This window comes from Kribbella sancticallisti (assembly GCF_039530625.1).
GTDB lineage: Bacteria > Actinomycetota > Actinomycetes > Propionibacteriales > Kribbellaceae > Kribbella > Kribbella sancticallisti.
In genome coordinates this window covers 11,711-25,500 of record NZ_BAAAOS010000053.1, presented here as the reverse complement: position 1 = coordinate 25,500, position 13,790 = coordinate 11,711, and the positions used below count along the sequence as shown (strand labels likewise).

Sequence of the window (13,790 nt, the reverse complement as noted above, 5' to 3'; positions counted from 1 at the left end):
CTCAAGACCAGGCCGCTCAACCGTTTATCGTCACAACCTGCGGTGTGTTACAGCATTCCTGCGGTTTTTTCGGCGATTGCCCGCACGATTTCTGCAGCAAGTGGCAATTCCACGGATTTCTACTACTTTTCGAATCCGGCTGTTTACTGTCAGTGATATCGGGATTGCCTGAGGTGGCCTGGGGCACTCGAGGTGGTGATGCGAGTACTCACCATGAATGTCCAGAACGACACGGGCGACCCGCGCCGGACCGGCCTGATCAACACCGAACTCCGCCGGCGGGCGCCGGACCTGGTCACCCTGCAGGAGGTCTGCCACCCCCGCGACCACCTCGGCGAACTGATCGACGGCGCCGGTCTCGCGCACACCACCCAGCAGGCCGAAATCCTGGGCCCGAACGAATTCGGTCACGGCAGCGTGATCGCCACCCGCTGGCCGCACCGCGTCATCGAAGTACGGGAACACCGTGGCGACCCGCACTGGTGGACTTTGGCAGTCGCTGTCGAAATCCCGGACCGCGGCGAGCGGTTGTTCGTCGTACCGACAACTCCGTGGCGCCTGGAGCATGAAGGGGCGCGCGAAACCCAGATGCGGGACTTGGTGGATCTGGCGTCCAAGCAGGCGATGCCCACGGTCATAGCCGGCGACTTCAACGCATCCCCGACCTCACCGTCCATCCGCCACCTCACCCAGTACTACGCCGACGCGTGGTCCGCCGCAGGCGACGACGACCCCGGCCACACCTGGACCGTCGACAACCCCGTCGCCGCCCTGGAAATCGCCCGCCTCCTCGGCGACCTCACCCACCGCCGCCGCATCGACTACATCTTCACCAACCTCCCCATCACCTCAACCACCCTCGTCGGCAACCACCCCATCGACGAGGTCTGGCTGAGCGACCACTACGGAGTACTCGCTGACCTCAAGTGAGCTCGGACGGCGCGGTCGACAAGTGGGGTGAGGGGTTCGTCGTTGAGGAGGAGGTCGAGGGTGCGGGTGGCTCGGAGGGTGGCGAGGCCGTGGAGGGCGGTCCAGATGGCGATGGTTCGGTCGCAGATTGCCGCCTGCTCCTTCGAGGAGGTCGTGGCGGAAGATCAGCTCGAACATGGCCGGCCGCTCGGCGGCGAACTCCAGATAGCGGCGGCCGAGTTCCAGCAAACGATCCTCAGCCCGTACTGCGCTGTCGGTGGCGGGCGCGGTCAGTCGCGTGACGAGGTCGGCCAGGCCGGTTGCCGCGATCGCGGCCAGTAGCGAGGCGTGGCGAGGGAAGTAGCGCCGGGGCGCGCCATGGGAGACCCCGATGCGGCGTGTACTGAGACGGTCAACCCGATTGGCTCCCGCCTCCTGCGCTTCGGCGCGGTCCACCTGAAGGTCTGCGAACCGCTCGACCTCAGCGCCTGTCGGAACAAGCCGATCAACCAGCCGCTGGTGAGAGAAGCCACCGATCGGCTGATGCGCACACTGCAACGCCATTCAGCGCAGCGATACGTCGACGGGTACGCGCAGCGCAGGGCGTCTTGAACGTTCAATTCCGGGGGGCGATCAAAGGCCCACTCCGTGTATATGATTCCGCTCGTGCGGGGGCTAACCGATGGGGTCTATCAGCTGCTGGGTCGGCCACCGCATTTCATGAACGCGTACCTCGTCGACGACGTCCTGGTCGACGCCGGCACGCCGGCGGCCGCGGGGAGGATCCTGCGGCAGTTGCGCGGTCGGCAGGTCTCCGCCCACGTGGTGACGCACGCGCATCCCGATCACTTCGGATCCAGCCACGCCGTCTGCGAGGCGCTGGATCTGCCGCTGTGGGCCGGAGTGGACGATGTCGAGGCGATCGAGACCGCTACCCCGGTCACCGCGCAGGGACGGATCCCCGCGTTGATGGCGCGGATGAAGATGCCGCCCGCACATCCCGTCGAGCGAAAGTTGCAGGAGGGTGACGAGGTCGGCAGCTTCACCGTGCTGGACGTGCCGGGTCACTCGCCCGGGCACATCGCGCTGTGGCGGGAGGCCGATCGGACCCTGCTCTGTGGTGACGTCTTCTTCCGGCTGCCGAGGCTTTCGGCGCCGTGGAAGTTCCTCACCGTCGACGTCGAGCGGAACCGCGAGTCGATGCGGAAGCTCGCGGCCCTGCGGCCGGCCCTGGTGCTGTTCGGCCATGGACCGCCGCTGCGCGACCCCGATCTGCTCTCCCGCGTGGCGCGGTGAACGCGACGCTCGAGCGTCCCGGCGAGCTGAGCCGGATCGCTGCCGCGCTGGACGCGTCCCGGAACGGCGACGGCAAGGTCCTGGTGATCGAGGGCGAGGCCGGGATCGGCAAGACCCGGCTGGTCGGCGAGACGCGGGCGCTGGCCAAGGAGCGCGGTTTCGTCCGGATGCAGGCGACCGGCGACGAACTGGAAAGCGCGATGGCCTGGGGCGTCGTGCGGCAGATGGTCGAGCGGTCGATCTCCCGGTACAGCGGGGCGACCCGGGAGGCGATCATCGCCGGGCCGACCGGCCGCGCGCTGGAGGCGCTGGACAAGGCGAACCCGGACGCGGGCGATGCCGAGGTGGCCCGGACGATGCACGCGCTGTGGTGGGTCGCCGTCGACCTCGCCTCGCCTCGACCGCTGCTGATCACGGTCGACGACGCGCAGTGGTCGGACCTGCCGTCGCTGCGCTTCCTGTCCTACCTGTCCAAGCGGGTGGCCGATCTGCCGATCGCGCTCGTCGTCGCCACCCGCCCGCCGCCGGATCGCCTGGGCCCGCTGGCCGAGCTGACGGTCTCCCGGCACGTCGAGCGGTTGTTGCCGCGACCCCTCAGCCGCGACGGCATCGTCGCGCTGACCAAGGATCGAGGGGCCGATCCCGCTGAGCCCGTCGTCGACGCGGTGCTCGCGGCCAGTGGTGGAAACCCCTTCCTGGCCGAGTCCTTGCTCGACGAACTGAACGCGCTGGACCGCCCGCTGACAGATCCGGCGACGGCGGCGGCGGTGCAGAGCCTCGGTTCGAGCACAGTCTCGCGGACGTTGCTCGGCCGGTTGAGTCCCGACGCGCTGAAGCTCGGTGGGGCGCTGGCGGTGCTCGGAGCCAGAGCCGACCTCTGGCTGGCCGGATCCGTCGCACAGTTGCCTGAAGCAACTTTGTCGGCAGCCATCAAGGAGCTGGTCGCCGCGAACCTGGTGGCGGCGGCCGCCGACCAGCTCAGCTTCGTCCACCCGGTGATCCGCGAGTCGATGCGTGCGACCCTCGGCCCGGTCGAGAAGGCCGCGCTGCACGCCCGCGCGGCCGAGGTCCTGTACGCCGAACGCGCCCCGGCCGGCCGGATCGCCGCCCATCTGGTGAACGCGGCGAGCGGAACATTGCCCGACGCAACGGACATCCTGCGCGAAGCCGCCGCCACCTCGCTGGCAGCAGGCGACACTCAGATCGCGGCCGGCTACCTGGCGCGTGCCCTCGACGGAAGCCCCACAGACCAAGGGATCCAGGCCCAGCTCGGGCTGGCGTTGTTGCGGGCCGGCGACGCTCGGGCCGCGCGGAGACACCTTCGGGCTGCGGCGGCAGCGTCCGAAGTACAGGCTCGGGCGGAGCTGCTGGGTGCGGCGGCGACCGCGACGGCGGCGCTCGACGGTCCGTTGGCGGCGGTCGGCGAGCTGACGAAGACGTTGGAAGGTTGGCCCGACGGTCCGGCCCGGCTCACGCTGGAGGCTCGGCTCGGGATCATCCGGTCGTTCCTGCCGGGCGAGCGGAAGAAGGCGTCGGAGCACCTGCACCGGTTCGCGGACCTGCCGGGGGACACGTCGGACGAGCGGACCTTGCTGGCCTTGCTGGCGCAGTGCGGGCGGTACGAGGTCAGCCCGTCGTCCGAAGTACTGCGGACCGCCGAGCGTGCGTTGCGTCGTGGCGCGTTGTTCACGGATTCGGCCGGTCAGGCGGACACGTTGGTCGGCTGGTTGCTCGCGATGATGTCGCTGATCGGGGCGGACGGGGTCGACCTGGCGCGCGAGGAGATCGCCCGGGCGCAGGACTGGGTCCGCCGGAACGGGTCGCCGATCGAGTTCTCCATGGTCGCGAACGTCGCGGACTTCCTGGCCTGGCGGTGCGGGGATCTGCCCGCGGTCGAGGCGGACGCGGACGGAGTACTGGCCGCGGTCGCTCCCGAGGAACTGTCGCCGCAGGTGGTCGCGTTGCGGGCGACCGCGGTGAACTTCGGCGCGTACGCCGCGTTGGAGCGAGGAGATCCCGCTGCGGCGGCGGCGCTGCTGGCGGACTTCGACGAACAGACGGCGGACGCGCCGCGGGTGATCGCCGGGATGTGGCTGCACGAGGTCCGCGCGCGGGTCGCGCTGGAGCAGGACGATCCGCTGGGTGCCCTGGATCATGCTTACCGGTTGCGGGACGAGATGGCTGCTGCCCACCTGGATCCACCAGCAGTGCCTTGGCGTACTCCGGCTGCGTGGGCCCTGCTGCGTCTTGGCTCTGAGGACTCCGTAGCCGAAGCTCGCCAGCTTGCTAGTGACCAGTTGGACCTCGCTAGACGCTGGGGTGCTGCTTCTGACCTGGGGGTTGCCCTGCGGCTTACTGCGAAGGTCGACGTCGGCCAAGGGGCTCGTCGGGCTACCACCTTGGAGGAGGCGGTCGCAGTACTGGAGAGGTCTCCTGCTCGGCTGGAGCTCGCCAAGGCGTTGGTGGATCTTGGAGAGGCCTACCGCGTGGTTGGCCGGCGTACGGATGCTCGGGAGATGCTTGCTCGGGCTGGGGAGCTTGCAGCGGTGTGCGGTTCGGCCGTAGTACGGCAACGGGCTGCGGAAGCGCTGCAGGCGTTGGGGGATAGGCCTCGGAGCCTGTCCTCGTCCGGGCAGGATTCTCTGACTGCCAGCGAGCGCCGGGTCGCCGGGCTCGCCGTGAGTGGGAGGACCAACCGGGACATCGCCCACGAACTGTTCGTCTCCCCGAAGACGGTCGAGAACCACCTGGGACGGATCTACGTAAAGCTGGGTATCACCGGTCGACGGGAGCTGGCCCGGGCCTTGACGTAGCCCTCCGACGTACCCCGCGTCCGAGCTGCGTTGGCGAGACGGGAGAGGCTGTAACGCTTCACGTCTGGGGGCATGAGGGTCGATCCCCTCAACCGGGGGTGGTGCCTCTGACCCCCCGCAGCGGTTATTCTCGTCAGGTGACTGCCGGGTCGGCCTCGAGCCAAGTACGAGTTGGGTTCCCGGCTGCGTTCTGAGCGCCGGCAGGGCCGCTAGAGGCCCGCCCTCTGGATCCTTTTCCTTTGTTTTCTTGAGCTTTCCCTTCATCCTGCCCAACCGGGCGGGCACTTCGGCATGCCCCTTTCCTCCAGAGAGTAGAGAACCCTGAACGAATTCACGCAACAGATCATCGACGAGTTCCGCGCCAACGCCGGCAAGGTCGGCGGCCCCTTCGACGGGGCTCGGCTGCTCCTGCTGACCACCACCGGCGCGCGCTCCGGCGCTCAGCACACGACCGTCCTCGGCTACTACCCCGACACCCCCGACCGGGTCCTCGTCGTCGGTTCCGCGAACGGCGGCCCGAAGCATCCGGACTGGTACCACAACCTGCTCGCCAACCCCCGTGCCACCGTCGAGACCGGCATCTTCACCTACGAAGCCGAAGCCGTCGTACTGCGTGACGCCGAGCGCGACGAGACCTTCGCCCGGCTGGTGGAGGCGGATCCCGCCTGGGGCGAGTACCAGTCCAAGACCGCCCGCACGATCCCCGTCGTAGCCCTCCGCGCGGTCACCGGCGGCCCGCCGAACGCAAGCTCCTTCGGCGAGGCCCTGCGGATGATCCACGACGCCTTCCGCCGGGAACTGGGCCTGATTCGCCGCGAGGTGGCCACCTCGGGCCCAGGCCTGGGCGCCCAGCTCCGGATCAACTGCCTCACCCTCTGCCAGGGCCTGCACTTCCACCACAACGTCGAATCCACCGGACTCTTCCCCGGCCTGCTCGAGCGCTACCCCGAGCTCGAACCCACCATCACTCACCTGGAAGCCGAACACAGCAAGATCTCCACGATCCTGGACGACCTCCAAAAGCTGCTCAACGAGCCGGCCGCCGCCACCCTGCTCCCCGAGATCGACCAACTCATCGACGCGCTCAACCGGCACCTCGACTACGAGGAGGCCCAGCTGATCCCCCTCCTCGACAGCTAGCCCTTCAACGCCCGTCCCCAAGCAACAATTGTTAGGAGTACACTTCTTAAAAGTACAGTCCTAAGAATTGAGGGTCCGCGTGGCAAGCTCGGTCGAGAAACCGGCTCATGTCTTCGGCAGAGACGCCGAGTGGGCGGGGCTCGTCTCGTTCGTCACCCGGCCGCTGCCGCACGCCATGCTCGGCGTGGTCAGCGGCCGGCGGCGGATGGGCAAGACCTATCTGCTTCGTGCCCTTGTGGAACAGCAGCAAGGGTTCTACTTCGCGGCCACCGCGGCGACCGCGGGCGAATCCCTTCGCCAGTTCGGCGCGGCCTTGGCAGCGCATGCGGGCTCACCGTCGCCGTTCTCCTTCGCGACCTGGGACGATGCGGTCACCTATCTGTTCGGCTTGGCCACCCACGGCGGACCTTTGCTGGTCGTGATCGACGAGTTCCCCTATCTGGCGAAGACCGCGCCCGAACTGCCGTCACTCATCCAGCGCGAGATCGACCGGTTCCAGCTCGAGGAAAGCTCGATGCGGTTGCTGCTGTGCGGCTCCGCGATGTCTGTGATGGGTGGGCTGCTGGCCAGTACCGCGCCACTGCGTGGACGGGCGCAACTGGAGTTGATCGTCCGGCCTTTCGACTACCGTGCCTCGGCACAGTTCTGGAACGTCCAGGACGATCCCGCGCTCGCCGCCAGATTGCACGCTGTGCTCGGCGGCACCCCGGCGTACCGGCGTCAGTTTCTGGCCGATGACGCTCCGGGAAGCGTGGCCGAGTTCGACGAGTGGATCTCCCGAACTGTGCTGTCGCCGTTGAGTCCGCTCTTCCGCGAAGCACGGTACCTGCTTGCGGAGGAAACCGACATCCGCGACACAGCGCTGTACCACTCGGTCCTCGCGGCAGTTGCCGGCGGCAACTCCACCCGGGGTGGAATCGCCAACTACATCGGACGTAAGGCCGTCGACATCTCGCATCCGCTCAACGTGCTCGAAGACAGCCACCTGCTGGAGCATGAGGAGGACCTGTTCAGGACAGGCAGAGCGCAGTACCGAATCACTGAACCGCTGATCAACTTCTACGAGGCGGTGATGCGTCCGGCGTGGGCGCGCTTGGAGTCAGGGCAAGGGCGCGAGGTGTGGGCACAGTCGAGCGAGCGATTCTCGTCCCAGGTCGCAGGACCGCATTTCGAGGCGATCTGCCGAGAGTTCATGCTGGGTCCAGGGGTGGCCCTGGTCGACGCACCACTGGGCCGGGTAGGCCGCGGCGTCGTGTCGGACACAGCCGGCCGCCGGCAGATCGAGATCGATGTCGCGATCACTCATTTCGGCAACGCCGGCGCAGGAGTCGCTTTGCTGGGTGAGGCGAAGTGGGGGAGGACCATGGGTGTCGATCATCTGGACCGCTTGGTCCGAGCTCGTGATCTCCTGGGCGGACGCGGCTTGGACACCGGTCGTTGTCTGCTGGCGTGCTTCAGTGGGACGGGATTCACCGACGCACTCCGCGCTGTCGAAGCCGAGCGCGACGATGTCCTTCTGGTGACCCTTGCCGACATGTACGCCTAATCCGAAGGAGTTCCTGATGCAGCTCGGTGAGATGAGCGTGCACGCGATCAGCGATGGGACGTTCAGCGTGCATCCGAAGTACTTCGGCAACGACGTGCCGGTGGAGGCCCGGCCGGAGTTCTTCGCGCGGGAGAACCTCGCCTGGCTGCCGATCGGGTGCTTCCTGATCCGGTCCGAGGACCGGGTGATCCTGGTCGACGCCGGGTTGGGGCCGGACCAGGACGATCTGCCGCACGGCATGCAACTCGTCGGCGGCCAGCTCTTCGTCGGTCTCGGGGCGCTCGGGGTCGAGGCCGCGGACATCACCGACGTCGTCATCACCCACTTCCACACCGACCACGTCGGCTGGCTTTTCGACCTGGCCGCGCAACCGGTCTTCCCGAACGCGATGATCTGGTACGGCGCCGCCGACTGGGACTACTTCGTCAACGGGCCCGGTGACATCCGCCCGCACATCCGTGGCGGCTTCCTCGAACACGCGTCGCGCCAGCACCCCCTGACCAAGGACACCACCGTCGCGCCTGGCGTCAACGCAGTACTGACTCCTGGGCACACCCCGGGCCACCTCTGCCTGTCCTTGGAGTCCGGGCCTGCCCGCCTCTTGCTTCTAGGCGACGCCATCACCTGCCCCATCCAACTCGCCGAGCCCACCTGGCACTCCTTCGGCGACGTGGACGCCGCGACGGCCAACCAGTCGCGCCAACGCCTCTGGGCCCAACTGGAAACCACGCCTGGCGTCGGCGCCCACTTCCCCGCTCTGGCCACCGGCCAGGTCACCCCTCCGGGTCAGTGGACTGCCTGAAGGCTACCTGTGAGCCGTCACTGAAAGTGAGGATTTGAGCAGAATTGTGCACTAGACCGGACGAATGCGCCTGCTGCGGCATCGGTGGCTCGGCACCCCCGCCGCGTCTTGTCGTCCTGCCGCGCAATCCCTGCACCTCAGCCCATTCCAACGAAGCAAACCTTGGCCTTCCTTCACCTGTGACCGGTCCAGGACGCCGTGAGCACGCCGGCTTCGATGCCGAGCCGTGACCCAGCCCTCTACCCAAATCGTTCACGGTGTGTCAACATCTCTCGGTGGTCATTCCGGCCACCTCCTCGGGGGAAGTTCACCGAGGTACGGACGGCTGGGGAGAACCACATGTTCCGGAGGCTCAAGGCCTCGGCTATCGTCGCGCTGGTTCTGACGGCAGTGGCAGCAATGCTCTTCGGGGGATCGGCCGCGGCGGCCGGTGCCAACGTGACCATCACCCCGACCGTCGCGGCGAACGGGACGACGACGCTCACGTACCGCGCCACGGTGACCCGTGGCGGGACGCTGCGCGACATCATCTTCTCGATCCCCGCCGGTTCGACCGGCCGGATCACCTCGGTCAACGGGACGATGAGCACCGTCTCACCCGGCGTCCTGAAGTGGCGCCCGACCAAGGTCGTGACCGTGGGCATCGGCGCGCGCTTCGCCATCCCGCTGTACGGCCTGCGGCTGCCCAGCGGTGGACCGTGGACCCTCAGCTTCAAGGCGACCGGCACGACCGGCCTGGTGCTGTCCGCCGGCACCGGCGTCCTCACGCCGCTGAAGACCTACACCCCCAACGTGGCGATCACCGCCTCCAAGCCGATTCCCGGCGAGACGACGACGCTGACCTACGCCGCCACCATCACGAAGGCGGGCGTGCTGGCCAACGTCAAGATGCAGTTGCCGCCGGGTGTCCGCGGTGCTGTCACCTCGGTGAACGGGACGCTGACGACCTCCGCCGGTTTCGCGACCTGGACTCCGCGCGCTCCGATCAGCGTCGCTGCCGGTGCTCGGCTGGGCATCCCGATCTACGGAGTCGTGCTGTCGAAGTACGGCGGCGTCTTCGCCTTGGGCGTATCCGCCCGCACCTCGACCGGCATCGTCCTGACCACCGGCGCGGGCAACCTGTCGCTGATCGCACCCCCGGCTGCCATGCCGGCGGTCGCGGTCGCGGGCTTCGCCGCCGTCCCGCCGGGCTGCCCCACCGTCTGGCCGTCCACCACCACTGAGAATGCCAAGACGGGTTCGGGCGCGTGGGTGATTCCGGCCTCGATGAATGGCAAGCTGGCCGGCTACCTCAGCAAGGTCTCCGCGACTTGTGGCGACACCCTCGACCTCAAGGTGACGTCCGGCAATCCGGTCAGCGTCGTCGCCTACCGGATGGGCTACTACCAAGGCCTCGGAGGCCGCGAGGTCTGGCGGGCCGAGGACGTCCCGACCGTCGTACAGCCGGCCCCGACCACCGGTGGTACTGCCAATGGCAAGGACCTGCGGATGACGACGGCCGCGCACTGGACCAAGACGCTGAGCATCGACATCGACGCCGACTGGATCCCCGGCACCTACCTCCTCAAGATCAGCGACGGCACGTTCGCCTCGTACGCGCCGCTGACGGTCCGCGACGACACCGGGACCAAGCACGACCTGATGATCCAGCAGGCCACCGCGACCTGGGAGGCCTACAACAGCTACGGCGGCGTCGGCTTCTACAGCGGCCTGACCACCGGCTCCGGCCGGGTCACGTCCGAGCGCCCGTACAACGAGGGCCAGGGGTCGGGGCAGTTCCTGACGCTCGAGCAGGGCCTGGTGTTTTGGGCCGAGTCCAAGGGGCTGGACGTCACCTACTGGACCAACCATGACCTGGACATGCTCGGGGGCCAGTTGCCCGCCCGTGCCGGGACGATCTTCCTGCCCGCGCACGACGAGTACTTCTCGATGGGTATGCGGGCCTCTCTGAGCCAGGCGATGAACCGTGGCGTGAACGTGGCGAACCTGGGTGCCAACACGGCGTACCGCCTGATCAAGTTCACCGACGAGACTCGGCGGGCCTGGGACATCGACCGGTACACCGACGGCTACACCTCGACGACCTGGCGCTACCTGGGCGACGCGTACGCCTCGCAGCCGCTCCTCGGCGGCGAGTACATCTGTCCCGTCACCGCCAGCACCCTGACCACGGGGACGAGCTGGATGTTCGACGGCATCACCCCCGGTACGACGTTGCCCGGCTTCGTCGCGGGCGAGATCGACTTCGTCTGGCCGTCGCTGTACAAGCACCCGGGCATGAGCGTCATCGCGTCCGCCACCAGCGCCTGTCGCTCGAACGGCAAGGCCGCTCCCATGCAGACGACGACCTTCACGATGCCGTCGGGCGCTCGCATACTCAACGGCTCCACCTTCGCCTACGGCTGCTTCCTCGTCGGTCGCTGCCCGTCCAACTGGACCGTGCCGGCGCCGCCCGCCTCGTCACAGCAGGCAGCGGGCACGATCGTCGCCAACATCACCGAATGGGTCAGCCGGGGCCAGATCCAGGTGCCCAGCGACACCACCGCGGCCCGGATGCGAGTCAGTGTCCCCAAGCAGAAGCTCGAAACGTTCAACCAGCCGTGACGATCGCGTTCGCCGGACTGTGACCGCGCCAGCCCTTCCCTGGCGATGTAACCTCGTGTAACCCTCGGTAGGTGGCCAGGGTGGCCACCTTCCTGTGGGGGGAAGTCAGCTCACGCGTGGTGTGAGCGGTTCGGATGCCTGGGGGGACCATGCTCCGTAGGGTTTTCGCGACGGCGAGCGCGCTTCTTCTGCTGTCGGCATCGTTGATTTCGGGGCAGGCCTGGGCGGCCGGCGCCAACGTCACCATCACGGCCACCGCGGGCTCGAGCGGTACGACGACGCTCACCTACCGGGCCACGGTGACTCGGGCCGGCACGGTGCGCGACATCGTCATGTCGATACCCGCTGGTTCGACCGGCCGGATCACCTCGGTCAACGGGACCGTGAGTACGGTGTCGCCCGGAGTCCTGAGGTGGCGGCCGAGCAAGGTTGTTCCCGTCGGCGTCGGGGCCCGGTTCGCCATTCCTCTGTACGGTCTCCGGGTGCCCAGCGGCGGCCCTTGGAATCTCAGGTTCACGGCGACCGGGACGACCGGGCTCATCTTGTCCTCCGGCACCGGCACGCTGGCGGCGCTGCGGACCTACGCCCCCAACATCGCCATCACTGCCAGCAACCCGATTCCGGGTCAGAAGACGAGCCTGAACTACGCCGCTACGGTCACGCGAGCCGGCGTTCTGGCTTCTGTCCGCATGCAACTGCCCAAGGGTGCGTTCGGCGCTGTCACCTCGGTCAACGGGACGCTGACGACCTCGAGCGGCTACGCGACGTGGAAGCCCCGCTCGCCGATCAGCGTGGCGGCGGGTGCGCGGCTGGGTATTCCGATCTATGGCGTCGGGCTGTCCAAGTACGGCGGCATCATGACGCTGACGATGTCTGCCCTGACGTCGACTGGCATCGTCTTGACGTCCGGCTCCGACTCCCTGGCCTTGATCGCACCACCCGCTCCTATGCCCGCGGTACCGGTCGCTGGTTTCGCGCCCGTCCCGGCGGGCTGCCCCACGTCCTGGCCCTCGACGACTGTGGAGAACGCTCGACCCGGTACGGCGGCGTGGGTGATCCCGGCCTCGATGAACGGCAAGCTGGCCGCCTTCCTCAGCAAGGTGTCCGCCACCTGCGGGGACACTCTCGACCTCAAGGTGACCTCCGGTAAGCCGGTGAGCGTCATCGCCTATCGGATGGGCTACTACCAGGGCCTTGGGGCGCGGGAGGTGTGGCGCCAGGAGAACGTGGCGACCGTAGTACAGCCTGCTCCGGTGACTGGCGGCACTGCCAACGGCAAGCCCCTGCGCATGACGTCGGCGGCGCACTGGACCAAAACTCTGAGCATCCCGATCGGCTCGGCCTGGGCACCCGGCACCTATCTCATCAAGATCAGCGACGGCACGTTCGCGTCGTACGCGCCGCTGACGGTTCGGGACGACACCGGGACGAAGCATGCCCTGCTGATCCAGCAGGCGACCACGACCTGGGAGGCCTACAACAACTACGGCGGCGTGAGCTTCTACAGCGGCCTGACCACTGGTTCCGGCCGGATCACCTCCAACCGCCCGTACGCCGAGGGCCAGGGCTCCGGCCAGTACCTGACTCTTGAGCAGGGCCTGGTCTTCTGGGCCGAGTCCAAGGGTTTGGACGTCACCTACTGGACCAACCACGACCTGGACGCGTTCGGCGGGCAACTACCTTCGCGGGCCGGCACGGTCTTCCTGCCGGCACACGACGAGTACTACTCCTGGGGTATGCGGGCCGCTCTCTCTCAGGCGATGAACCGTGGCGTCAATGTGGCGAACCTCGGCGCCAATACGGCGTACCGGCTGATCACCTTCACCGACAGCACCCGCCGGGCTTGGGACATCGACCGCTACACCGATGGCTACACCTCGACGACCTGGCGCTATCTGGGTGACGCCTACGCCTCCCAACCACTGCTAGGCGCCGAATACACCTGCGCCCTTCCTGGCAGCCCTTTCACCACAGGCAGCAGTTGGCTCTTCGCAGGCATCACTCCCGGGACCGCTCTGCCTGGCTTCGTCGCAGGCGAGATCGATTGGGCCCGCGCCGACCTCTACCGCCATCCAGGCCTCGCCGTCGTCGCCGCCGGCTCCGGCATCTGCCGCACCAGCGGCCAATCCGCCCCGATGCACACCACGACTTTTACCCTTCCCTCAGGCGCCAGAGTCCTCAACGGCTCCACGTTCGCCTTCGCCTGCTTCCTGGTAGCCCGCTGCCCGTCCAACTGGACGGTGCCGACTCCCTCAGCCCAGTCCCAACGAGCAGTCGGCACGATGGTCGCCAACATCACCGAATGGGTGAGCCGCGGCCAAATCCAGGTCCCCAGCGACACCACCGCCACCGCAGTCCGCGCCACCGTTCCCAAACTCACCCTGGAAACCAACACCCAGCCGTAGCCGTCCGGACTCAGCGCGCAAAACGAAAGGCAAGGAGAACAATCTCCTTGCCATGTTCAACTTATAGCGCACCGGGGGGCTTGCCGCAAGCCCCCGTTCGTGCCGCAGAATCGTCGGCCGTAGCCACTGTCGACGGAAACGGAAGTCACCAAATGCGGGTGTTGTTGTCGACGGACGCCGTCGCGTGCGGACGTCGAACTGCCACCAGCCACCACTGTGGCCGGCACGATCCATCCCGACGAAACGACGGCGGCCGCGAAGCCGCTGTTCGATCG

Annotated in this window: 9 protein-coding genes; all 9 read left to right on the top strand. The window is 67.7% G+C overall.

Annotation, left to right across the window (positions count from 1 at the left end; genetic code table 11):
- Positions 1–198 precede the first annotated feature (198 nt).
- A complete protein-coding gene (locus ABD255_RS32660) occupies positions 199–930 on the top strand; it encodes an endonuclease/exonuclease/phosphatase family protein (RefSeq protein WP_344220657.1) in 732 nt (243 codons plus the stop codon).
- Positions 931–1,035: 105 nt separating this feature from the next.
- A complete protein-coding gene (locus tag ABD255_RS32655; RefSeq protein ID WP_344220656.1) occupies positions 1,036–1,251 on the top strand; it encodes a hypothetical protein in 216 nt (71 codons plus the stop codon).
- Between the two features lie 378 nt (positions 1,252–1,629).
- Entirely contained in the window at positions 1,630–2,205 is a 576-nt protein-coding gene (locus ABD255_RS32650; protein WP_344220655.1) for an MBL fold metallo-hydrolase, read from the top strand.
- Positions 2,202–5,018 carry a helix-turn-helix transcriptional regulator gene (locus ABD255_RS32645; RefSeq protein ID WP_344220654.1) on the top strand — a complete coding sequence of 939 codons (2,817 nt, stop codon included), beginning with the start codon at positions 2,202–2,204 and terminating at the stop codon, positions 5,016–5,018. The genes ABD255_RS32650 and ABD255_RS32645 overlap by 4 nt, the downstream gene beginning before the upstream one ends.
- 321 nt (positions 5,019–5,339) lie before the next feature.
- Positions 5,340–6,158: a nitroreductase/quinone reductase family protein gene (locus tag ABD255_RS32640; protein ID WP_344220827.1), complete on the top strand. Its 819-nt coding sequence runs from the start codon at positions 5,340–5,342 to the stop codon at positions 6,156–6,158.
- A 79-nt stretch (positions 6,159–6,237) separates the two neighbouring features.
- Positions 6,238–7,704, top strand: coding sequence for an ATP-binding protein (locus tag ABD255_RS32635; protein WP_344220653.1), 1,467 nt, complete (start codon positions 6,238–6,240; stop codon positions 7,702–7,704).
- A 16-nt stretch (positions 7,705–7,720) separates the two neighbouring features.
- Positions 7,721–8,506 (top strand): MBL fold metallo-hydrolase, encoded by a 786-nt coding sequence (locus tag ABD255_RS32630; protein WP_344220652.1) that lies wholly within the window; start codon positions 7,721–7,723, stop codon positions 8,504–8,506.
- Between the two features lie 339 nt (positions 8,507–8,845).
- On the top strand, positions 8,846–11,110 hold the full coding sequence (locus ABD255_RS32625; protein WP_344220651.1) for a N,N-dimethylformamidase beta subunit family domain-containing protein: 2,265 nt from the start codon (positions 8,846–8,848) through the stop codon (positions 11,108–11,110).
- A gap of 149 nt (positions 11,111–11,259) precedes the next feature.
- On the top strand, positions 11,260–13,515 hold the full coding sequence (locus tag ABD255_RS32620) for a N,N-dimethylformamidase beta subunit family domain-containing protein (protein WP_344220650.1): 2,256 nt from the start codon (positions 11,260–11,262) through the stop codon (positions 13,513–13,515).
- Positions 13,516–13,790: the final 275 nt, after the last annotated feature.

Excerpts from the sequence above, each read along its gene's own strand:
- ABD255_RS32625 (WP_344220651.1), top strand. The coding sequence starts at position 8,846 with ATGTTCCGGAGGCTCAAGGCCTCGGCTATCGTCGCGCTGGTTCTGACG.
- ABD255_RS32660 (WP_344220657.1), top strand. The coding sequence starts at position 199 with ATGCGAGTACTCACCATGAATGTCCAGAACGACACGGGCGACCCGCGC.
- ABD255_RS32630 (WP_344220652.1), top strand. The coding sequence starts at position 7,721 with ATGCAGCTCGGTGAGATGAGCGTGCACGCGATCAGCGATGGGACGTTC.
- ABD255_RS32650 (WP_344220655.1), top strand. The coding sequence starts at position 1,630 with ATGAACGCGTACCTCGTCGACGACGTCCTGGTCGACGCCGGCACGCCG.
- ABD255_RS32620 (WP_344220650.1), top strand. The coding sequence starts at position 11,260 with ATGCTCCGTAGGGTTTTCGCGACGGCGAGCGCGCTTCTTCTGCTGTCG.
- ABD255_RS32655 (WP_344220656.1), top strand. The coding sequence starts at position 1,036 with ATGGCGATGGTTCGGTCGCAGATTGCCGCCTGCTCCTTCGAGGAGGTC.